We start from the raw sequence: 19,033 nt of genomic DNA, 5'->3' as shown, positions 1-19,033 counted from the left end.
TCAGCGCTTTGCCATCAAGCGCTGGCAGCTATTTTCATTTGAACCTTGCTTATCAGTTCCGCGTGCTCGCAGCGTCGGCCCGCGCCGTGCGGGCCAGCCAGTCGGTATCGGGCTCGGGGCGGCCGAACAGGTAGCCCTGGTACACGATGTCGGGCGCGCGCTGGCTCAGGAACTCGGCCTGGTCGCGGGTCTCCACGCCCTCGGCCACCACGCGCAGGCCGAAGTGGCGGGCCACCGCCAGGATGCCCTCCACCAGCACGCCATCGTCGGCATTGGAGGGCGCGTCGCGCACGAAGGAGCGGTCGATCTTGATCTCCTGGATGGGCAGGCGCTTGAGGTAGGCCAGCGACGAGTAGCCCGTGCCGAAGTCGTCCAGCGACATGTCCACCCCCAGCGCCGCGAGCTGCCCCATCTTGGCCACGGCGTCATCGAAGTCATCGATCACCAGGCCCTCGGTCACCTCCAGCGTCAGCAGCCGCGGGTCGGCGCCCGTGGCCGCCAGCACCGCGCGCAGCTGCGGCACGAAACCCGCCTGCCGGAACTGCCGCGCGCTCAGGTTGACCGACAGCCGCAGGCGGCGCTCCTGGAACACCGGCCCCGCCAGCAGCGCGCAGGCGTGCGTGAGCACCCAGTTGCCCAGGCTCACGATGAGGTCCGATTCCTCGGCCACGGGGATGAAGACGCCTGGCGGCACCAGGCCGTCGCGCGGATGCTGCCAGCGCACCAGCACCTCGGCGCCGGTGAGCTGGCCCTGCACGTCCACCTGCGACTGCAGGTACAGGCGCAGCTCGTCCGCCCCGATGGCCTGGCGCAGCTCGCGCTCCACGCGAAAGCGCTGCTCTGCCGCTTCACCCATGCCCTGCTCGAAGAAGGCCGCGCGCCCGCCGCCCGCCTGCTTGGCGCGGTGCAGCGCGGTGCCCGCGCGGCGCAGGGCGTCGTGCGCGACGTCGTTGGCGCTCTGCGGGTAGAGCGTGATGCCCACGCTGGCGCCCAGTTGCGCCTCCTCGGCATCGTTGTCCTGCAGGCGCAGCGGCCGCAGCAGCGCCGACTGCAGTTTTTCCGCGAAGGCCAGCGCATGCCGGCCCGCGAGCGAGGCGTCCGCGCCCAGGCCATGCAGCACCACGGCAAATTCATCGCCCGCCACGCGCACGAGCAGGCCCTGGGGGGGCAGGATCTCGGACAGGCGCAGCGCCACCGCGCACAGCAGGCGGTCGCCCATCTCGCTGCCGCGCGCATCGTTGAAGGTGGTGAAACGGTCCAGGTCGAGCAGCAGCAGCGCATGCTGGGTGCTGGGCGCCCGGCCCGGGCGCCCCTGCAGCGCGGACAGCCGCTCCACCAGCGTGAAGCGGTTGGGCAGGCTGGTGAGGCTGTCGAAGTGCGCCAGGCGGTGGATCTCCTGCGCCGCGTGCTTGCGCTCGGTGACGTCCTGCTTGAGCTCCACGTAGTGGCTGATGTGCCCGTCGGGCTGGCGGATCGGCGCCACCACCACGGCCTCGGCGATCTCGGCACCGTCCTTGCGGCGGTTGAGCTGCTCGCCCGCCCAGTTCTCGCCGCGCGCCAGCGTGTCGCGCAGCCCCTGGCGCTGGGCGGGCGCCATGCCGTTGCTGGACACCAGCGCGGAGGGCTGGCCCAGCACTTCGCCGCGCGCATACCCGGTGCGCGCGAGGAAGGCGGCGTTGACGTATTCGACGCGCCCCTGCAGGTCGGTGATGACAATGCTCTCGGGACTTTGCTCCACCGCGCGCTGCAGCTTGCGCAGCTCGGCATCGATGGTGGCCAGGTTCACGGCGGTGCGCTGTGCCTCCTGCACGCGGCGCAGATAGCTGCGGCGCGACAGCAGGGTGGCCGCCGCCGTGACCGCCAGGATTCCGCTCAGGTAGGCGACATAGGCCAGCCGGTTGCCGTAGCGCGCCGCGGGCAGCCAGCCCCGCAGGTCGGCCCAGACGAAGAACAGGAACAGCACGCCCGTGGCACCGGTCAGCACCAGGGTGGGCCGCGCGCCGAGGATCCAGCCGGCGAACACGATCAGCACGGGAAAGTTGAGCAGGTTGGGGCCCCGCAGGCCCCCGTTGGTCGCCGCCACGATGGCGACCACGCCCCAGACGCCCCAGATCAGCACCAGTGCCGCCTGGTGCCAGCGCCGCAGGCGCCCCAGCAGCACCGCCACGCCCCCCATCGCGCCCGCGCCCAGGTTGAGCAGCACGTGGGTCCACGACAGGGGCCGGTCCAGCAGCAGCAGGGCGGCGATGACGGTGCCCGTGACCATGACCGTCCAGGAGCCAGCCCGCACCAATTGCTCGGTGGTGGCATCGTCTCGTTCGGAAGGCGAGGAAGGGACAGCAGCGGGCATTGGTTTCAGGCGGTAACAGCCAGGCTGGCATGGTAACGCGATACCCCGCGGCCACCGAGCCTGCCGTGCGCGCCCACCGCCCGGGATGCCCTGGCCGGCGCCCGCGGCCCCGGGCGCGGGGCCTACTCGGCGTCGCCGGACGCCGGTTCGCGCACGCCCGAACCCTTGCCCTTGGCCTTGGCGCGCGCGTCCTTGCGGGCCTGGCGCCTGGCGTCCTCGGCCAGCCCGGCGGCCCGCCAGGCCTCGAACTCCTGCGGGGTTTCCAGCGTGATGCGGCCCAGGATCGCGGTGCGGAAATCGGTCATCACGATCTCGGCCGTCTTTTGCAGGTTCACGCGGCCGCCGCCCAGCATGGCGCCGCGCTTGCGGCCGATGGCCTCGAGCAGTTCGTCGTCCTGCATCGTGGCCATGGCGCCGGCTGGCAGGCCCAGCTTGTAGCGTGCCTCCAGCAGCGGGGCGTAGTGCTGCTGCAGGCGGCGCAGCAGCTCCAGCGCCACCAGTTCCTCGTCGTAGGCATTGCGGCCTACCGCGCCGCTGGCGGCCAGGTTGTAGCCGCTTTCGGGCACGATGATGCGCGGCCACAGCATGCCGGGCGTGTCCCACAGGTAGAAGTCGTCGGCCAGCGTGATGCGCTGCTCCAGCTTGGTGATGCCGGCCTCGTCGCCGGTCTTGGCCTGGCGCTTGTTGGAGAGGGTGTTGATCAGCGTGGACTTGCCCACGTTGGGCACGCCGCAGATGAGCACGCGCATGGGCTTGGCCATGCCGCCCCGGTTGGGCGACAGCAGGTGGCAGGCGTCGATGAGCTTGCGCGTGGGGGCCGGGTCGGACGCATCGAGCGGCAAGGCGCGCGTGTCGCTCTGGGCGTTGTACCAGTCCACCCACAAGGCCGTGCGGGCCGGGTCGGCCACGTCCTGCTTGTTGAGCACCTTGAGCGTGGGCTTGTGGCCCGTGATCTCGGCCAGCAGCGGGTTGGCGCTGGAGCCGGGCAGGCGCGCGTCCAGCACCTCGATCACCACGTCAATGTCCTTGATGCGTTCGGTGATGGCTTTGCGGGTCAGGTGCATGTGACCGGGGAACCACTGGATGGCCATGCGGGGGTACTTTCTTCTGTATTTGAATCAATCCAAGGGTGGCAAGGATAATCGCGGTCTCATCTTTTCATGATCTGGCGCGTTTTTGCGCCGCCCTGCCCACCATGCCGCTGCCCACTCCGTCGCCCTCCAAGCCCACCGCCAGCAAGGCCGACAAGGAAGTGCTGTTCAAGGGCGTGACCTGCGCCCTGATCGGCCTGGTCATCCTGCTGGCGCCCCATGTGGCGCGCTCCAACAGCGTGCGCGATCTCATGAGCCAGGCGGCCCTGGTGGGCTGGTTCGCGCTGGTGCTGGGCATCGCGTTCGTGGCGCAGTACGGCATGCGGCGCGCCCGGGCCGGGCGCCGCCCACGATGACATCGAACACCGCCACCATCCCGGCCCGCGCTGTGGACGGTGCCTCCGCGCAGCGGATGTTCCAGTGGCTGCAGCAGCGCGCCACGGACGCGGGCATCGCCCTGCGCAACCCGCCTCCCGAGCCCACCACCTGCTGCGGGCGCGGCTGCAATGGCTGCGTGTGGGAGGGGTTTCTGGACGCCGCCGAGTACTGGCGGCAAGAGGCGCTGCTGCGGCTGGAGGGCTGAATTTCAAGCCAAATTGGCCTCTAGCGCTTGATGAATAAACGCTGGAAGCTATCAAATTCAGAGTACCGAACAACTCTGCCTTGTAGCAGACGTCGCCTAAAACTGGCGCTGCCCAAGGCCAGTGCCACCGTGGAACTGGCTCTGCCAGGCCACCGGTGGCGTCCCCCTTGGGGGAAGCGGCTCAGCCGCTCAGGGGGTCAATTCCTTCACCGACATGTACTGCTCGCGCCAGGCCTCGAACGGCAGCGTGTCCGCCGCCTCGATGGCCTTCTGCGCCGCGATCGACTCGTCGGCCATGGCCAGGTAGCGCGCCTGCTGCTCGGCCGTCCAGGGCAGGCCCAGCAAGGCGTCGCGCGCGGCGATGGACTGCTGGCGGGCAAAGGCTTCGAAGCTGTGGTGGTGCTCCTGCACGATGCTGTCGAGCACGCGGGCCGATGGCGTGCGCCCGGGAGCGGACATCAGCGCTCGGGCGTCGCGCAGCGCGGCGCTGTAATCCTGGGTGCCGTGGGTGGCGTCCAGCGCGGCGGCCAGGGGCTCGCACGCGGCCAGCACCTCGGCGCCCCATTCGATCAGGGGCACGCTCTGGCCGTTGCGCGAGAGCTGCAAGCCGGGCTCGCGGCCCCGCTCGGCCGTGAGGTGCTGGTTCTGCTTGAGTTCGGCGATCTCTTCGGGCGTGTCGGGCGGGCTGTCGGACAGCAGGCAGTGCAGCAAGAACACGTCCAGGAGCCGCATGGTGGGCGCCGTGATGCCCACGGGCACGAACGGGTCCAGGTCCATCAGGCGCACCTCGACGTATTCGACACCGCGTTCACGCAGCGCGTGCAGCGGGCGCTCGCCGGTGCGCACGGTGCGCTTGGGGCGGATGGTGCCGTAGAACTCGTTCTCGATCTGCAGCAGGCTGGTGCCCAGCTGGTTGTAGTCGCCACCCGGGTTGCGCACGCCCACGGTTTCGTAGGCCGGGTACGGCTTGGTGAGTGCTTCGTGCAGCGAGTTGGCATAGCCCGTGAGGCCGTTGTAGCTCACGGCCAGCGTGGCCTGGGCGTCGCTCTGGTAACCCAGGCGCCCCATGCGCAGCGAGGTGGCGTGCGGCAGGTATAGCGCGCTGCCGCCCTCCATCTGCTGCAGGCGGTGTTCGCGCCCTTCCACGAAACACGGGCACAGCGCGGGCGAGGCGCCGAACAGGTACAGCAGCACGAAGGCATGGCGGCGGAAGTTGCGGATCAGCGAGAAATACTGCTCGCTGTCCACGCCCGGCAGCGACCAGTTGTAGTGGATGCCCGAGATGGTCTGCATGCGCCGGCCATAGCGGTGGCCCAGGCCCATGCGGTACACGCTCTTGGCGCGCCCGATGTTGGAGCCGCCGTAGCGCCCGATGGGAATGGTCTCGTCGGTGGGCAGCCCGCAGGGCATGCTGGACGCCCACAGCAGCTCGCCGCCGCTGTTCTTCAGGGTGTGGTGCACGAACTGGTGCACCTCGGTCAGCTCATCCAGGCACTGCTGGACGCCCTTGTGGGCGCCGGTGATGAGTTCGAGCTGGGACTCGCTGTAGTCGGTGGTGATCAGGGGGTGCGTGAGGGCCGAGCCCAGCGCCAGCGGGTGCGGCGTGAGGGCCAGGCCATCGTGGGGCAGCACCCGCAGCCCCTCCTTTTCAATGCCGCGGCGAATCCCTCCCAGGGCCTGCGCCGGGTAGGCGGCCAGTCTCTCGTGCAATTTGCTCATATGTTTATACCGATCCGTCTTCTGTCGGCCCGGAACTTAGCACGGAGCAGGATTGCGCGTATGGACCTGGCTTAAACCCTCGCCGCCATGGCCTTGCTCACTTCATTGGTTCCCTGCGCCGCGCCACTTTGTGGTACTTGTTCGCCCGCGCGCCCCGTCGCTTCGGCCAGGCGGGCCGCCAGCTGCTCGGGAACGTCGGCGCCCAGCCCCAAGTGGATGCCCTGCGTGAGCGTGATGTGCGCGGCCTCGAACGTGCCCGCGCCCGCGCACAGGATGGTGCGCGTGGGCGCACTCTCGTGCGCCAGCACCAGCATGGCGGGCACCACGGCCTCGGGCTTCAGGGCGTCCAGCACCTCCTGGGGCATCAGGCCCTCGGTCATGCGCGTGGCGGCCGTGGGTGCCAGGGCGTTCACGTGGATGTGGTATTTGGCCCCCTCGATGGACAGGGTCTGCATCAGCCCCACCTGCGCCAGCTTGGCCGCGCCGTAGTTGGCCTGGCCGAAGTTGCCGTACAGGCCCGTGGACGACGTGGTCATCACGATGCGGCCGTACTGCTGGGCCACCATGTGCGGCCACACGGCCTTGCAGCAGTGGGCGGCGCCCATCAGGTGCACGTCCACCACCAGGCGGAAGTCGTCCATCTCCATCTTGGAAAACGACTTGTCGCGCAGGATGCCGGCGTTGTTCACCAGGATGTCCACCCGGCCCCAGGCGTCGATGGCCTGCTGCACCATGGCCTGCACGGCCGCGTAGTCGGTGACCGAGGCGCCGTTGGCGATCGCCTCGCCGCCGGCCGCGATGATCTCGTCGACCACGGCCTGCGCCGCGCCCACCGAACCACCCTTGCCGTCCACCGCGCCGCCCAGGTCATTGACCAGCACCTTGGCGCCCCGCGCCGCCAGGGCCAGTGCATGCTGGCGGCCCAGGCCGCCGCCCGCCCCCGTCACGATGGCCACGCGGCCCTTGAATTCGATGTCCATGCAAGGTTCTCCTGTTGTGTCTGTGAAAAAGTTGGCTGGCGCACGCGCGCCGCGCGTGGCACTGTAAGCCACGCGGCACGGGTGCATGGTTGCGCAGGCGACTCGGGGCCAGGGGCCCATGGCGCCCGCGCGCCACGCATGCCGCAGGCACGGCCCGGGCCGGCAGACGCCGCACCAGGGCCCGCGGGTGCCCCGGCGGCCTTGGCGTGCGTGCGCTGGCAGCGCCTCTCTTGCCGTGCACAGCGCGGGAAAAAAGGGGGAAGCAACGGGGCCGCTCAGGGGGTCGCCGCTTCATGCATAGCGCACGGGCTGGCTGTAGCGTGGATCACGGTGCCAGTCCCAGTAGGTCCGCACCAGCTGGCGCACCACCGGCCCCACGGCGCCATCGCCCACCGGCCGCCCGTCCACCCGGGTGACAGGCAGCACGCCCCCGCCCGAGGTGGACAGGAACACCTCGCGCGCACCGCGCAGTTCGGCGGCCGGCAAGGCCCGCGCCTGCAGCGGCAGGCCCAGCGACGCCGCCATCTCGAGGACCGTGCGGCGCGTGATGCCTTCGAGCATGCCCTGGGCGGGCGTGGCGATGGAGCCCTGCGCATCCACGCAGAACACGTTGAAGCCAGGGCCTTCGACCACATGGCCTGCTCCGTCGGTGAGCACGACGGTGTCGCCCCCGGCGTCCAGCGCTCCCAGGAGCCCCATGGTGAGGTCGTTCCAGTGGTAGTTCTTGACGCGCGGGTCCACGCTGCTGGCGGGGATGCGCTGCACGTCGCTCACGATGAGGTTCAGGCCCCGCTCGCGCTGCGCCTCGTTGGCGATCCACACGTAGGGCACGGCGAACGCGTAGAACTGGTTCACGGCCTGGCGCGGGTCGCGCGAACCCCAGGGCGGCTGGCCGCGCGTGACGATCATCTCCACATACGCATCGCGCAGGCCCGACAGGCGCACGCACTGCTCCAGCACCGCCGCGATCTCGGCGGGCGAGCGTCCCGGGTCGAGCCGCAGGCGCGCACAGCTGGCCAGGAACCGCTCCAGGTGCGCGTCGAGCCGGAAGAATGCGCCGTCCCAGACGGTGACCACGTCGTAGGTGGCGTCGGAGCGCAGAAACCCCCAGTCGGTCAGCGGAATCGCCGCGTCGCCAATGGGAACGTACTGGCCGCGCACGCAGGCGGCCCCCTGGGAATAATCGGGTAAGGTGCTCATGCCCGCATTCTGGCCAGCGCGGGCCGCCCCGCAAGGCCCGTGGGGCCATTGCTCGCACATTCATCGCGGTCACCGCTTGTCCGTCAAGCGCTGCGCGGCATTCAATTGAAAGGAAATACCATGAAAGCAGTCTGGAACGGCGTGGTCGTCGCCGAGAGCGACGACACCGTGGTGGTCGAAGGCAACCACTACTTTCCCGAAAGCGCGCTCAAGCGCGAGTTCTTCACCTTCAGCAACCACAAGACCACCTGCCACTGGAAGGGCCGGGCCAGCTACCTGTCGCTGCTGGTCAACGGCGAGATGAACACCGACGCCGCCTGGTTCTATGCCGATCCCAAGACCGAGGCCGAAGAAATCCGGGGCCGCGTGGCGTTCTGGAAGGGCGTGAAGGTCGCCGCCTGACCAGGAGGCCAGGGTTATCCCTGCCAGCGCTGGACAATCATGTGGATAAGTTTTGGCAAGTCCTGTATGGCAGCGCCAAGTGCTTGATTCATAAGGCCAAGGCCTGCGACGCCTCTTTTTTAGGCAATCGATCCCGCGCTGGCTCCGGTTATCCCAGCCCGGACTGGACAATCATGTGGATAAGTTTGGAGAAGTCTTGTATGACATCCTTAAGTGATTGATTTATAAGAAATATCCTTGCATTGCCCAAAAAAGCGGCAACCACGCCCAGGGATTCCGCGCACCGCGCCCAGCCCCTTGCCACCCCCCAGTCCGCCCCGGTTATCCCTGCCCGCACTGGACAATCATGTGGATAACCCTGGACAAGCCTTGTATGGCGGGGGTAAGTGCCTGATTTACAAGGAATATCCTTGCACCGCTTAAAAAACAGGCACTGCCCCGCCACGCGCCGGCTGGGATACAGTTCCCATCGGCGCCCCCTGCATAGCTACATTTTTAATAGCAACCAGCGCCCACCAGTCCAGCGCGCATGAGCAAAATCATCCCATGTCCCACCCTCCGCTCCCGCACAGTCCCGCCGCCGAACGCAACCAGGGCCCCATCCTGGCGGTGCTGCAGTCCCTGCTGGCGCCGGAAGGCGCGGCACTGGAGATCGCCAGCGGCACGGGCCAGCACGCGGCGCACTTTGCCGCCGCCCTGCCGGGCTGGAGCTGGCAGCCCACCGACCTGCAGGGAACGCACTTCGGCGCCATCGCCGGCTGGGCCGCGCACACGGGCGCGCGCAACGTGCGCACACCCGTGGCGCTCGACGTGCTCCAGCCCGCCTGGCCCGCCGATGGCCCTGCGTTCAGCCAGCCGTTCGACCTGATCTACTGCGCCAACATGCTGCACATCGCGCCCTGGGCGTGCTGCGCGGGCCTGATGCGCGGGGCGGCCCGCCACCTGGCGCCGGGCGGCCTGCTGGTCACCTACGGCCCGTACCTGGAAGACGGCGTGCCCACCGCCGCGGGCAACCTGGCGTTTGACGCCAGCCTGCGCGCCCAGGACGCCGCCTGGGGCATCCGCCGCATCGACGACGTGGCCGCCGTGGCGGCCGGGGCCGGGCTGCGGCTGGCGGCCCGCCATGCGATGCCCGCCAACAACCTCCTGCTGGTGTGGACACGCGCCGCCCCCGCCCCCGCCCCCGACGCCTACCCCGACACCACACACCACCCATGAGCACCCCACCCAACACCGCGCCCTTCTTCATCGCCACGGTAGAGCCCGGCGGCCAGCAATGCGACGCCTGGCCCGAGCAGCCGCTGCTGCTGTCGCTGGAACAGGGCGGCATCGACTGGCCCAGCTCCTGCCGCAACGGCACCTGCCGCACCTGCATGGGCCAGCTGGCCGAGGGCACCGTGCGCTACGCCATCGAATGGCCGGGCCTCACGGCCGAAGAAAAAGACGAAGGCTGCGTGCTGCCCTGCGTGGCCTATCCCACATCGGACGTGGTGCTGCAGGGCAGCATGGTCTGAAGCCCCCCGCAGCCGCGCCGCACCGCCCGACGGCAGGGCGGCGCCGGCAAGGGGCGCCCCCGTCTGGGGAGCCTGCCCAACCCACGGGGAACTGATTTGCATCAGCCCCGGGGCGCCTCACCGGGCACGGCGCGGCCCGGTGCACTAAAATCCCATCCTTCTGGGGCAATATGCCCCTTTGACGAGCGGCAGCGCCGCATCGCATGTTCTTTGGGCGGTTTCTTGGGGGTGCGCACAGCGTGGCGGCCTCCGGCCACGGGGACCTGCGCTGCGGCACCACCGCCAGCGGTCCCCTCAGAAAGCCCAGCCTTCCATGAACTCCCCCCTCACTCCCGTGCCGATCTCGCCCGTCGAGGACATCGTGGCCGAGATGCGCGCCGGCCGCATCGTCATCCTCGTGGATGAAGAAGACCGCGAAAACGAAGGCGACCTCGTCCTGGCCGCCGACCATGTGACGGCCGAGGCCATCAACTTCATGGCCCGCTTCGGCCGGGGCCTGATCTGCCTCACGCTCTCGCGCGAACGCTGCGAACGCCTGCGCCTGCCGCCCATGGTGGCCAGCAACGGCACCAAGATGGGCACGGCCTTCACCGTATCGATCGAGGCGGCCGAGGGCGTGACCACCGGCATCTCGGCCGCCGACCGCGCCCGCACCGTGCAGGCCGCCGTGGCTCCCAACGCCGTGGCCGCCGACCTGGTGCAGCCCGGCCACATCTTCCCGCTGCAGGCCGTCGAAGGCGGCGTGCTCATGCGCGCGGGCCACACCGAGGCCGGCTGCGACCTGGCCGTGATGGCCGGCTGCAGCCCCGCCGCCGTGATCTGCGAGATCATGAAGGACGACGGCACCATGGCCCGCCTGCCCGACCTGCAGCTCTTCGCGGCCGAGCACGGCCTGAAGATCGGCACCATCGCCGACCTGATCGAGCACCGCAGCCGCACCGAATCGCTGGTCGAGAAGGTGGGCACGCGCGTGCTGCAGACGGCCTTTGGCGCCTTCACCGCCCACGCCTTCCGCGACAAGCCCAGCCAGGCCGTGCACCTGGCCCTCGTCAAGGGACAGTGGGGCGCCGACGACGTGGTGCCCGTGCGCGTGCACGAACCGCTGTCGGTGCTGGACGCACTGGAAGTCAACCGCTCCATGCACTCGTGGAGCCTGGACACCAGCCTGCAATACCTGTCCGAACAGGGCAAGGGCGTGGCGGTGCTGCTCAACTGCGGCGAGACCGCCGGCCAGCTGCTCTCGCAGTTCGAGGGCACGGCCCGCGCGGCGCAGGCCCCCGAGCGCGGCCGCATGGACCTGCGCACCTACGGCGTGGGCGCGCAGATCCTGCGTGAATGCGGCGTGCACAAGATGGCGCTCATGGGCCAGCCACGCCGCATGCCCAGCATGATGGGCTACGGCCTCGAAATCACCGGCTTCATTCCGAAAGAGTAAAAAACATGTTTGGCGCAGAAAAAGGAACAGCGGACAAGCTGGACGGCAAGAAGCTGCACATCGGCATCGTGCAGGCCCGCTTCAACGAAAGCATCACCAATACCCTGGCTGCGGCCTGCCGTGCCGAGCTTCTGAACCTGGGCGTGCAGGAAAAGAACATCCGGCACGTGCTCGTGCCCGGCGCCCTCGAGGTGCCCGTGGCCCTGCAGGCCATGGCCGAAAGCGATGAGTACGACGCGCTGATCGCCCTGGGCTGCATCATCCGCGGTGAAACCTATCACTTCGAACTGGTGGCCAACGAATCCGGCGCGGGCGTCACGCGCCTGTCGCTGGACTACCAGATCCCGATTGCCAACGCCATCATCACCACCGAGAACCTCGATCAGGCGGTGGCCCGCCAGACCGAAAAGGGCACCGATGCAGCCCGCGTGGCGGTGGAAATGGCCAACCTGCTGGACGAACTGTCATGAGCGAAAACACCCCCACGCCCTCCTCGGCGCGCCCTCCCAAGCAGGGCCGCACCGGGCTCAAGTCCACGGGCACGCGCAAGGCCGCCTCCAAGTCCAACCGCAGCCGCGCGCGCGAGTTCGCGCTGCAGGCGCTCTACCAGCACCTGGTGGGCGGCAACGACGCCCACGCCATCGACGCGTTCACGCGCGACCTGGCCGGTTTTCACAAGGCGGACTCGGTGCACTACGACGCCCTGCTGCACGGCTGCATCGCCACCGCCGCCGACATGGACCTGCTCATCACCCCGCTGCTGGACCGCAAGATGGCCGAAATCTCGCCCATCGAGCACGCCACGATGTGGATCGGCGTGTACGAGTTCCAGCACTGCCTGGACGTGCCCTGGCGCGTGGTGCTCAACGAGTGCATCGAACTGGCCAAGGAATTTGGCGGAACCGACGGCCACAAGTATGTGAATGCCGTGCTCAACGGCCTGGCCCCCCAGCTGCGCGCGCTGGAAGTGGCGGCGGACAAGGCTGGCGGCGCGGCGGCCGCCCCCACCGCCCCCCCATCCGGGGCATCCGCTGACGGCGCCTGAGCTCCCGGGCGCGCCGGGCCGCCACGGAGCGGCGGCGGGCGCGCCCCCATTCCCCCTTCCATTTCAAACGACACCCGGCCAGCACGGGCAGGACGCCTTTCCATGAAGTTTTCCACGCGCGCCGAGCGCATCGAACCGTTCTATGTAATGGAGGTGGCCAAGGCCGCGCAGGCCCTGGCGCGCGAAGTGGCGGGCACGCGCGAGCCGATGATCTTCCTGAACATCGGCGAGCCGGACTTCACAGCGCCGCCGCTGGTGCAGGAGGCCGCGATGCGCGCCGTGCACGGCGGCGCGACCCAGTACACCAACGCCCTCGGCCTGGATGCGCTGCGCGAACGCATCAGCGGCTGGTACCAGGGCCGCTTTGGCGTGAACGTGCCCGCGCGCCGCATCGTGGTGACGGCCGGCGCCTCGGCCGCGCTGCAGCTGGCGTGCCTGGCGCTCATCGAATCGAGCGACGAGATCCTGATGCCCGATCCCAGCTATCCGTGCAACCGCCACTTCGTGAGCGCGGCCGAGGGCAAGGCCGTGCTCGTGCCCACCACGGCCGCCGAGCGCTACCAGCTCAGCGCCGACAAGGTGCGCGCCGCCTGGGGCGAAAAAACCCGGGGTGTCCTGCTCGCATCGCCATCGAACCCCACGGGCACCTCCATCGCCCCCGGCGAGCTGCGCCGCATCCACGACGTGGTGCGCGCGCACGATGGCATCACCCTGATCGACGAGATCTACCTGGGCCTGTCGTACGAGGAAGAGTTTGGCCACACGGCCCTGGCCATCGACGACAACATCATCAGCATCAACAGCTTCAGCAAGTACTTCAACATGACGGGCTGGCGCCTGGGCTGGATGGTGGTCCCCGAGGCCATGGTGCCCGTGGTCGAGCGCCTCGCGCAGAACCTGTTCATCTGCGCGAGCACCGTGTCGCAGCATGCCGCGCTGGCGTGCTTCGAGCCCGAGAGCATCGCCGAGTACGAACGCCGCCGCGCCGAGTTCAAGGCCCGGCGCGACTTCTTCATCCCCGCGCTGCAATCGCTGGGCCTTTCCGTGCCCGTGATGCCCGACGGCGCCTTCTACGCCTGGGCCGACTGCACGCAGGCCGCACAGCGCCTGGGCGTGAACGGCAGCTGGGACTTCGCGTTTGAGCTGATGCGCCGCGCCCACATCGCGGTGACGCCGGGGCGTGACTTCGGCACGGCAGAGCCCGAGCGCTTCATCCGCTTCTCCACCGCGAACTCCATGGCCCAGCTGCAGGAATCGGTGGAACGGTTGCGCAGGCTCCTCGGGTGACACCATGGGCTTTGAGTTCCCCATCCGCGTCTACTGGGAGGACACCGATGCCGGCGGCATCGTGTTCTATGCCAACTACCTCAAGTTCTTCGAGCGCGCCCGGACCGAATGGCTGCGCTCGCTGGGCGTGGGCCAGCAGCGATTGCGGGAACAAACCGGCGGCATGTTTGTCGTAACCGATGCGCAGCTGCGCTACCACCGGCCCGCCCGGCTGGACGATGAACTGATTGTTACCGCCGCCCTGCAGGCCCCAGGCCGCGCATCGTTGACAATAGTGCAGCAGGCGCTCCTGAAACCAGAGCAGATGACCGAACAGCCTCCCCTGTTGCTGACCGAAGGCACCATCCGCATCGGATGGGTCGATGCCGCGACGATGCGCCCTGCAAGAATACCGAGCACCCTCCTGGAACAACTCTCACCATGAACTCCCAAAACATGTCCATCATCTCCCTGGTGCTGCACGCCAGCTGGGTGGTGCAACTCGTGATGCTGCTGCTCCTGGGCGTGTCGGTCGCCAGCTGGGCGGCCATCTTCCGCAAGCTGTTTTCCTTGAAGCGCGTGAAGACGCTCAACGACGACTTCGAACGCGAGTTCTGGTCGGGCACCAGCCTCAACGACCTGTACGCCAGTGCCGCGCAGAACGCCAAGCAGGCCGGCCCCATGGAACGCATCTTCGCCAGCGGCATGCGCGAGTACCAGAAGCTGCGCGAGCGCCGCATCGTGGACCCCGGCACCCTGCTCGACGGCGCACGCCGCGCCATGCGCGCGAGCTTCCAGCGCGAGATGGACGTGGTCGAATCCAGCCTGTCGTTCCTGGCCTCGGTGGGCTCGGTCTCGCCGTACGTGGGCCTGTTCGGCACGGTGTGGGGCATCATGCATGCGTTCACCGGCTTCGCCGGCATGGAGCAGGTCACGCTGGCCACCGTGGCGCCGGGCATCGCCGAAGCCCTGGTGGCCACCGCCATCGGCCTGTTCGCCGCCATCCCGGCCGTGATCGCCTACAACCGCTTCGCGCGCGACATCGACCGCGTGGCCACGCACCAGGAGACCTTCATCGAGGAGTTCTCCAACATCCTGCAGCGCAACCTGGGCGCGCACCCGGCGGCCCCCGCCCCATCGGCCTCCGGCCACTAACCGCAGGAGCGCCACACCATGCCCGCCATGGCATCCCGCGGCCGAGGCCGCCGCACCATCAACGAGATCAACATGGTCCCGTTCATCGACGTGATGCTGGTGCTGCTCATCATCTTCATGGTGACGGCCCCCATGCTCACGCCCGGCGCCATCAACATGCCCAGTGCAGGTGTTTCGCAAAAACCTCCAGCTAACGTTGCCCGAGTGGTCCTCAACAAAGATGGCTCGATTCAACTGAAGACACGTGAGGCAACAGTCACGCTTAGGGCCACAGAAGTTGGCCAAGCCGCGCTCCGCTGGCAGCAGGCGCAAGGCAAAGACAAAGAAACCGGCGTTCTGCTGAGTGCCGACAAAGATCTCTCCTATGAAACAGTGATGAAGACTCTTGGCGTATTGAAGAAAGCCGGAATAGATCGGGTTGCGCTTGAAGTAAAGCAAAGCAGTTAGAGAAACGCTTCACCGATCTCATGCACGCCCACACCGACCGCGACCAGTTTGCCCCGCCCCGCCCGCCGGCACGCCTGCGCGCCATCACGCTGGCGGTGCTGGTGCACGCGGTGCTGATCGGCGCGCTGACCTGGGGCGTGAACTGGAAGAGCAGCGCCGACCAGCCCGCGGTGGAGGCCGAGCTCTGGGCCGCCGTGCCCCAGCAGGCCGCGCCCCGCGCCGTGGAGCCCCCGCCGCCGCCCGCGCCACCCGAAGTCCGCACCCCCACGCCGCCACCACCGCCGCCACCGCCCCGCGCGGTGGAACCGCCGGACACGCGCGAGGCCGACATCGCCATCGAGCGTGAAAAGAAGCGCCTGGAACAGGAAAAAAAGGCCCGCGAACAGCAGCAGGAGCGTGAAAAGCGCGAACGTGAACGCAAGGAAGACGAGCGCCGCGACCGCCTGGAGCAGGAGAAGAAGGAACGCCTGCAAAAGGAAAAGGAAAAAGAGCAGCGTGAAAAGCAGCTGGCCGAGCAGAAGAAGGCCGAGCAGGACAAGCAAAAGAAGCTGGCCGAAGACAAGCGCAAGGCGGAAGAAGCCACCAAGCGCAGGACAGAGGCCGAGGAAAAGCAGCTGGCCAAGCAGCGCGAGGACAACCTGCGGCGCATGCAGGGCCTGGCGGGCGCCACCGGCAGCGAAAATGCCACCGGCACCGCGCAGCGCAGCGCCGGCCCCTCGGGCAGCTACGGCGGCAAGGTGGCGGCCAAGGTCAAGCCCAACATCGTGTACCCCGATGCGATCTCGGGCAACCCGCGCGCGGAGGTGGAGGTGCGCCTGTCGCCCGATGGCACCATCGTCGGCAAGCGCCTCGTGCAGTCCAGCGGCAACAAGGCCTGGGACGAAGCCGTGCTGCGCGCGCTGGACAAGACCGAGACCCTGCCGCGCGACGTGGATGGACGCGTGCCGCCTTCCCTGACCATCGGTTTCAGGCCGCAGGACTGAGCCGCCCCCAAAACAAAGCGCCCGGTACTTCCGGGCGCTTTTTCTTTTGCTTTTTGACCTCCAGCGCTTGATGGCCAAGCGCCAGAAGCTATCTATTCGATAGCAAAATACCCGCCATTGCTACCGGTCGCGCCGCTCCATGCGGCGGTTCAGATTGAGGGCACCCAATGTGCAGGCCACGCCGGACAGCAAATACACCGTCACCGCCAGCAGCCCGAATCGGGAGGACAGGTACAGGGCCACGAGGGGCGCGAAGGCGGCGCCAATGATCCAGGCCAGGTCGGCCGACAAGGCGGCGCCCGTGTAGCGGTACTGGGGCGAGAAATTGGCGGTCACCGTGCCAGAAGCCTGGCCGTACGACAGGCCCAGCAGCACGAAGCCCAGCAGCAGGAACATGGTGCTGCCCACCTCGCCGGAGTTGAGCAACACCGGCGCCATGAAGCTGAACACGCCAATCATCACCGCCATGCCGCCCAGCAGCTTGCGGCGGCCCAGGTGGTCCGACAGCCAGCCCGACACCATGATGGCCCCCGCCGCCAGGAAGGCGCCCACGATCTGCACCCCCAGAATCTGCGTGACGGGTTGTTCCGAGTACAGCGTGATCCACGACAGCGGGAACACCGTGACCAGATGGAACAGCGCAAAGCTCGCCAGCGCGGCGAAAGCACCCAAAAGCACATTGCTGCCTTCGTCGCGCACCACGCGGCTCACGGGCACGGGTTGCAGTTCGCGCTCCTGCAGCAGTTCGGCGTACGACTGGCCCACCACGAGGCGCAGGCGGGCGAACAAGGCCACCACGTTCACCGCGAACGCCACGAAGAACGGATAGCGCCAGCCCCAGGCCAGGAATTCCTCGACGGTGAGGCTGCTGTACAGATAGGCAAACAGGCCCGCGGCCAAGACAAACCCCAGCGGCGCGCCCAGCTGCCCGATCATGGCGTACCAGCCCCGGCGGTGCCGGGGGGCGGACATCGCCAGCAGCGACGGCAGGCCGTCCCACGAGCCGCCGAGCGCCAGCCCCTGGCCGATGCGCAGGATCAGCAGCGCCACGATGGCGGTCATGCCCACGTCCTTGTAACCCGGCAGGAAGGCCATGGCCACCGTGCACACCCCCAGCAGGAACAGCGCGATGGTCAGCTTCGTGCCCCGGCCCCAGCGCCGCTGGATGGCCATGGAAATGGCCGTGCCCACGGGCCGCACCACGAACGCCACGGCCAGCAGCGCAAAGGCGGCGAGCGTGCCATCCAGGCGCGACATGAAGGGAAACAGGAACGACGGGAACACCAGCACGCAGGCGATCCCGAAAACGAAGAAGTCGAAATACTCGGACGACCGCCCGATGATCACGCCCACGGCGATTTCGCTGGGAGTGACATCTTCATGCGTGTCCGCCCGGGAGAGAGAGGCTGGGCTTTCTTCGAAGCCGGCCGCGGGGTAGGTGGCAGAGGCGGGGCTGCTCATGAACAGGACTCCTTGTCGTTGTCGGAAAAAACCAGGACGGCTGGGCTCGTCCGCCTGATTTTCAGGGATCGCGCTGCCCGCAAAGGCACCGGGCACCTAGGTTTTACCCGCAAGCCTGCCCCGGGACAAGTACGCCTGGGCCAGGGCGCCGTGCAGGACAACGCCGGCTCTGCCCCCATGCCCCGGATGGGGGCAACAACCTTTGACCCTGGACAAAATGTCCAATGGACAAAAAAGCTAGCGATATTACATTCTGCGGTATCCCGACATCCGCGTTTACCCTCGAATCAACGCCTTGGTAGCGCCTTTCACATGTTCAAACTTCCTCACTTTCGCGGGCCTGCCTGGCTCGCCGCCGCTGCTGCCCTGGGCGGCTTGGGCGGCTGCAGCAAGGCGGTGGTCCTCAACCCGGCGGGCGACATCGCGGCCCAGCAGGGCCACATGGTCATCCAGGCCACCTTGCTGATGCTCATCATCATCGTGCCGGTGATCGCCCTCACCCTGTGGTTTGCCTGGAAGTACCGCCAGAACAACACCGCCAACACCGAGGAAGACTACGACCCCGACTGGCACCATTCCACCACCCTGGAGCTGGTGATCTGGACGGTGCCGCTCATGATCATCATCGCCCTGGGCGCGCTGACCTGGATCGGCACGCACAAGCTCGACCCGTACCGTCCGCTGGACCGCATCTCGGCCACCAAGCCCCTGGACACGCAATCCACCCCCATGGAAGTGCAGGTGGTGGCCATGGACTGGAAGTGGCTGTTCCTGTATCCCGAGCTGGGCATCGCCACGGTCAATGAACTGGCGGCGCCGGTGGACCGGCCCATTCTCCTGAAGCTCACGGCCACGTCCACCATGAACGCGTTCTACGTGCCCGACCTCGCCGGCATGATCTACGCGATGCCCGGCATGCAGACCGAGCTGAACGCCGTGATCAACCAGCCCGGCGTGTTCCACGGCATGGCGTCACACTACAGCGGCTCGGGCTTTTCGGGCATGACCTTCAAGTTCCACGGCCTGGTCCAGGGCGACTTCGAGCAGTGGGTCGCCAGGGCCCGGTCCGAGGGCAAGCCCCTGACCCGCCAGGCCTACATGGCCCTGGCCAAGCCCAGCGAACGCGACCCCGTGCAGCGCTTTGCCAGCGTGGAAGAAGGCCTGTACGACAAGGTGCTCAACCGCTGCGTCGAGGACGGCAAGATGTGCATGCACCACATGATGGCCATCGACGAGAACGGTGGCGATGCCTACGTGCGCGCCATGGGCCTGAACCTGCCCCAGGACGTGTGCACCTCGCAGAACGCCGCCCAGGTGGTGGCCGCCCTCGAGTCGCGCCACGCCATTTCCACCCGCAGCACCGCCGCCCAATGACCCGCCTCAGCCCCGCCCTGCCGGCCGC

At 68.1% G+C, this 19,033-nt stretch carries 20 protein-coding genes; 14 read left to right on the top strand and 6 right to left on the bottom strand.

Annotated features, from left to right (window positions below; all coding sequences use genetic code 11):
- Positions 1-52: 52 nt before the first annotated feature.
- Together AC3RCE_RS08350 and ylqF are read right to left on the bottom strand one after the other, a co-directional pair.
- Positions 53-2,350, bottom strand: a complete 2,298-nt coding sequence (locus AC3RCE_RS08350) for a putative bifunctional diguanylate cyclase/phosphodiesterase (protein WP_492254910.1) — start codon at positions 2,348-2,350, stop codon at positions 53-55.
- A gap of 122 nt (positions 2,351-2,472) precedes the next feature.
- A complete protein-coding gene (ylqF, locus tag AC3RCE_RS08345; protein ID WP_492245601.1) occupies positions 2,473-3,441 on the bottom strand; it encodes a ribosome biogenesis GTPase YlqF in 969 nt (322 codons plus the stop codon).
- 104 nt (positions 3,442-3,545) lie between these two features.
- On the opposite strand from ylqF, the gene AC3RCE_RS08340 reads away from it, so the two are divergent.
- Both AC3RCE_RS08340 and AC3RCE_RS08335 read left to right on the top strand, forming a co-directional pair.
- A complete protein-coding gene (locus AC3RCE_RS08340) occupies positions 3,546-3,797 on the top strand; it encodes a hypothetical protein (protein WP_218293964.1) in 252 nt (83 codons plus the stop codon).
- The gene (locus tag AC3RCE_RS08335) at positions 3,794-4,024 is read left to right on the top strand and encodes an oxidoreductase-like domain-containing protein (protein ID WP_218340693.1); all 231 of its coding nucleotides are present in this window, start codon (positions 3,794-3,796) and stop codon (positions 4,022-4,024) included. The genes AC3RCE_RS08340 and AC3RCE_RS08335 overlap by 4 nt, the downstream gene beginning before the upstream one ends.
- A 189-nt stretch (positions 4,025-4,213) precedes the next feature.
- On the opposite strand, the gene gshA is transcribed toward AC3RCE_RS08335, so the two are convergent.
- The 3 genes from gshA to AC3RCE_RS08320 all read right to left on the bottom strand — a co-directional run bounded on the left by gshA (position 4,214) and on the right by AC3RCE_RS08320 (position 7,923).
- Entirely contained in the window at positions 4,214-5,743 is a 1,530-nt protein-coding gene (gshA, locus tag AC3RCE_RS08330) for a glutamate--cysteine ligase (protein WP_492254909.1), read from the bottom strand.
- A 71-nt stretch (positions 5,744-5,814) separates the two neighbouring features.
- Positions 5,815-6,723, bottom strand: coding sequence for an SDR family NAD(P)-dependent oxidoreductase (locus AC3RCE_RS08325; protein WP_218293962.1), 909 nt, complete (start codon positions 6,721-6,723; stop codon positions 5,815-5,817).
- 291 nt (positions 6,724-7,014) lie between these two features.
- On the bottom strand, positions 7,015-7,923 hold the full coding sequence (locus AC3RCE_RS08320) for an aminotransferase class IV (RefSeq protein WP_492254908.1): 909 nt from the start codon (positions 7,921-7,923) through the stop codon (positions 7,015-7,017).
- 120 nt (positions 7,924-8,043) lie between these two features.
- Here AC3RCE_RS08320 and AC3RCE_RS08315 point away from each other — a divergent pair, with 120 nt between their 5' ends.
- From AC3RCE_RS08315 to tolA, 11 genes are all read left to right on the top strand, one after another.
- Positions 8,044-8,325, top strand: coding sequence for a DUF427 domain-containing protein (locus AC3RCE_RS08315; RefSeq protein ID WP_492254907.1), 282 nt, complete (start codon positions 8,044-8,046; stop codon positions 8,323-8,325).
- A 546-nt stretch (positions 8,326-8,871) separates the two neighbouring features.
- On the top strand, positions 8,872-9,543 hold the full coding sequence (locus AC3RCE_RS08310; RefSeq protein ID WP_492254906.1) for a DUF938 domain-containing protein: 672 nt from the start codon (positions 8,872-8,874) through the stop codon (positions 9,541-9,543).
- Positions 9,540-9,839: a 2Fe-2S iron-sulfur cluster-binding protein gene (locus tag AC3RCE_RS08305; protein ID WP_218293958.1), complete on the top strand. Its 300-nt coding sequence runs from the start codon at positions 9,540-9,542 to the stop codon at positions 9,837-9,839. The genes AC3RCE_RS08310 and AC3RCE_RS08305 overlap by 4 nt, the downstream gene beginning before the upstream one ends.
- Positions 9,840-10,152: 313 nt before the next feature.
- A complete protein-coding gene (ribBA, locus tag AC3RCE_RS08300) occupies positions 10,153-11,274 on the top strand; it encodes a bifunctional 3,4-dihydroxy-2-butanone-4-phosphate synthase/GTP cyclohydrolase II (protein WP_218293957.1) in 1,122 nt (373 codons plus the stop codon).
- A 5-nt stretch (positions 11,275-11,279) separates the two neighbouring features.
- On the top strand, positions 11,280-11,744 hold the full coding sequence (ribH, locus tag AC3RCE_RS08295; protein WP_218293956.1) for a 6,7-dimethyl-8-ribityllumazine synthase: 465 nt from the start codon (positions 11,280-11,282) through the stop codon (positions 11,742-11,744).
- Positions 11,741-12,319 (top strand): transcription antitermination factor NusB, encoded by a 579-nt coding sequence (nusB, locus tag AC3RCE_RS08290; protein WP_218293955.1) that lies wholly within the window; start codon positions 11,741-11,743, stop codon positions 12,317-12,319. Before ribH ends, nusB begins: the two co-directional genes overlap by 4 nt.
- A 102-nt stretch (positions 12,320-12,421) precedes the next feature.
- Positions 12,422-13,606: a pyridoxal phosphate-dependent aminotransferase gene (locus tag AC3RCE_RS08285; protein ID WP_492254905.1), complete on the top strand. Its 1,185-nt coding sequence runs from the start codon at positions 12,422-12,424 to the stop codon at positions 13,604-13,606.
- Between the two features lie 4 nt (positions 13,607-13,610).
- Positions 13,611-14,030 carry a tol-pal system-associated acyl-CoA thioesterase gene (gene ybgC, locus AC3RCE_RS08280; protein ID WP_218340685.1) on the top strand — a complete coding sequence of 140 codons (420 nt, stop codon included), beginning with the start codon at positions 13,611-13,613 and terminating at the stop codon, positions 14,028-14,030.
- Positions 14,027-14,740 carry a protein TolQ gene (gene tolQ / locus AC3RCE_RS08275; protein WP_218293952.1) on the top strand — a complete coding sequence of 238 codons (714 nt, stop codon included), beginning with the start codon at positions 14,027-14,029 and terminating at the stop codon, positions 14,738-14,740. Before ybgC ends, tolQ begins: the two co-directional genes overlap by 4 nt.
- An 18-nt stretch (positions 14,741-14,758) precedes the next feature.
- Positions 14,759-15,187, top strand: coding sequence for a biopolymer transporter ExbD (locus tag AC3RCE_RS08270; RefSeq protein ID WP_492254904.1), 429 nt, complete (start codon positions 14,759-14,761; stop codon positions 15,185-15,187).
- A gap of 20 nt (positions 15,188-15,207) precedes the next feature.
- Positions 15,208-16,170: a cell envelope integrity protein TolA gene (gene tolA, locus AC3RCE_RS08265; RefSeq protein WP_492254903.1), complete on the top strand. Its 963-nt coding sequence runs from the start codon at positions 15,208-15,210 to the stop codon at positions 16,168-16,170.
- A 120-nt stretch (positions 16,171-16,290) separates the two neighbouring features.
- Here the strand turns inward: tolA and AC3RCE_RS08260 are convergent, their stop codons facing one another.
- Positions 16,291-17,631 carry an MFS transporter gene (locus AC3RCE_RS08260; RefSeq protein WP_218340683.1) on the bottom strand — a complete coding sequence of 447 codons (1,341 nt, stop codon included), beginning with the start codon at positions 17,629-17,631 and terminating at the stop codon, positions 16,291-16,293.
- Between the two features lie 312 nt (positions 17,632-17,943).
- Between AC3RCE_RS08260 and cyoA the strand changes: the two genes are divergently transcribed.
- A complete protein-coding gene (gene cyoA / locus AC3RCE_RS08255; protein ID WP_492254902.1) occupies positions 17,944-19,005 on the top strand; it encodes a ubiquinol oxidase subunit II in 1,062 nt (353 codons plus the stop codon).
- The last annotated feature ends 28 nt before the right edge of the window (positions 19,006-19,033 follow it).

The sequence above is a fragment of the Acidovorax sp. GW823-FHT05D11 genome (assembly GCF_058795695.1).
Note: the sequence above shows the minus strand (reverse complement) of the source record. Positions and strands in the feature narration are given on the sequence as shown.

What these genes read in the sequence shown, in the direction of transcription:
- AC3RCE_RS08350 (WP_492254910.1), bottom strand. Translation starts at nt 2,350, where the DNA reads ATGCCCGCTGCTGTCCCTTCCTCGCCTTCCGAACGAGACGATGCCACC.
- ylqF (WP_492245601.1), bottom strand. Translation starts at nt 3,441, where the DNA reads ATGGCCATCCAGTGGTTCCCCGGTCACATGCACCTGACCCGCAAAGCC.
- AC3RCE_RS08340 (WP_218293964.1), top strand. Translation starts at nt 3,546, where the DNA reads ATGCCGCTGCCCACTCCGTCGCCCTCCAAGCCCACCGCCAGCAAGGCC.
- AC3RCE_RS08335 (WP_218340693.1), top strand. Translation starts at nt 3,794, where the DNA reads ATGACATCGAACACCGCCACCATCCCGGCCCGCGCTGTGGACGGTGCC.
- gshA (WP_492254909.1), bottom strand. Translation starts at nt 5,743, where the DNA reads ATGAGCAAATTGCACGAGAGACTGGCCGCCTACCCGGCGCAGGCCCTG.
- AC3RCE_RS08325 (WP_218293962.1), bottom strand. Translation starts at nt 6,723, where the DNA reads ATGGACATCGAATTCAAGGGCCGCGTGGCCATCGTGACGGGGGCGGGC.
- AC3RCE_RS08320 (WP_492254908.1), bottom strand. Translation starts at nt 7,923, where the DNA reads ATGAGCACCTTACCCGATTATTCCCAGGGGGCCGCCTGCGTGCGCGGC.
- AC3RCE_RS08315 (WP_492254907.1), top strand. Translation starts at nt 8,044, where the DNA reads ATGAAAGCAGTCTGGAACGGCGTGGTCGTCGCCGAGAGCGACGACACC.
- AC3RCE_RS08310 (WP_492254906.1), top strand. Translation starts at nt 8,872, where the DNA reads ATGTCCCACCCTCCGCTCCCGCACAGTCCCGCCGCCGAACGCAACCAG.
- AC3RCE_RS08305 (WP_218293958.1), top strand. Translation starts at nt 9,540, where the DNA reads ATGAGCACCCCACCCAACACCGCGCCCTTCTTCATCGCCACGGTAGAG.
- ribBA (WP_218293957.1), top strand. Translation starts at nt 10,153, where the DNA reads ATGAACTCCCCCCTCACTCCCGTGCCGATCTCGCCCGTCGAGGACATC.
- ribH (WP_218293956.1), top strand. Translation starts at nt 11,280, where the DNA reads ATGTTTGGCGCAGAAAAAGGAACAGCGGACAAGCTGGACGGCAAGAAG.
- nusB (WP_218293955.1), top strand. Translation starts at nt 11,741, where the DNA reads ATGAGCGAAAACACCCCCACGCCCTCCTCGGCGCGCCCTCCCAAGCAG.
- AC3RCE_RS08285 (WP_492254905.1), top strand. Translation starts at nt 12,422, where the DNA reads ATGAAGTTTTCCACGCGCGCCGAGCGCATCGAACCGTTCTATGTAATG.
- ybgC (WP_218340685.1), top strand. Translation starts at nt 13,611, where the DNA reads ATGGGCTTTGAGTTCCCCATCCGCGTCTACTGGGAGGACACCGATGCC.
- tolQ (WP_218293952.1), top strand. Translation starts at nt 14,027, where the DNA reads ATGAACTCCCAAAACATGTCCATCATCTCCCTGGTGCTGCACGCCAGC.
- AC3RCE_RS08270 (WP_492254904.1), top strand. Translation starts at nt 14,759, where the DNA reads ATGCCCGCCATGGCATCCCGCGGCCGAGGCCGCCGCACCATCAACGAG.
- tolA (WP_492254903.1), top strand. Translation starts at nt 15,208, where the DNA reads ATGCACGCCCACACCGACCGCGACCAGTTTGCCCCGCCCCGCCCGCCG.
- AC3RCE_RS08260 (WP_218340683.1), bottom strand. Translation starts at nt 17,631, where the DNA reads ATGAGCAGCCCCGCCTCTGCCACCTACCCCGCGGCCGGCTTCGAAGAA.
- cyoA (WP_492254902.1), top strand. Translation starts at nt 17,944, where the DNA reads ATGTTCAAACTTCCTCACTTTCGCGGGCCTGCCTGGCTCGCCGCCGCT.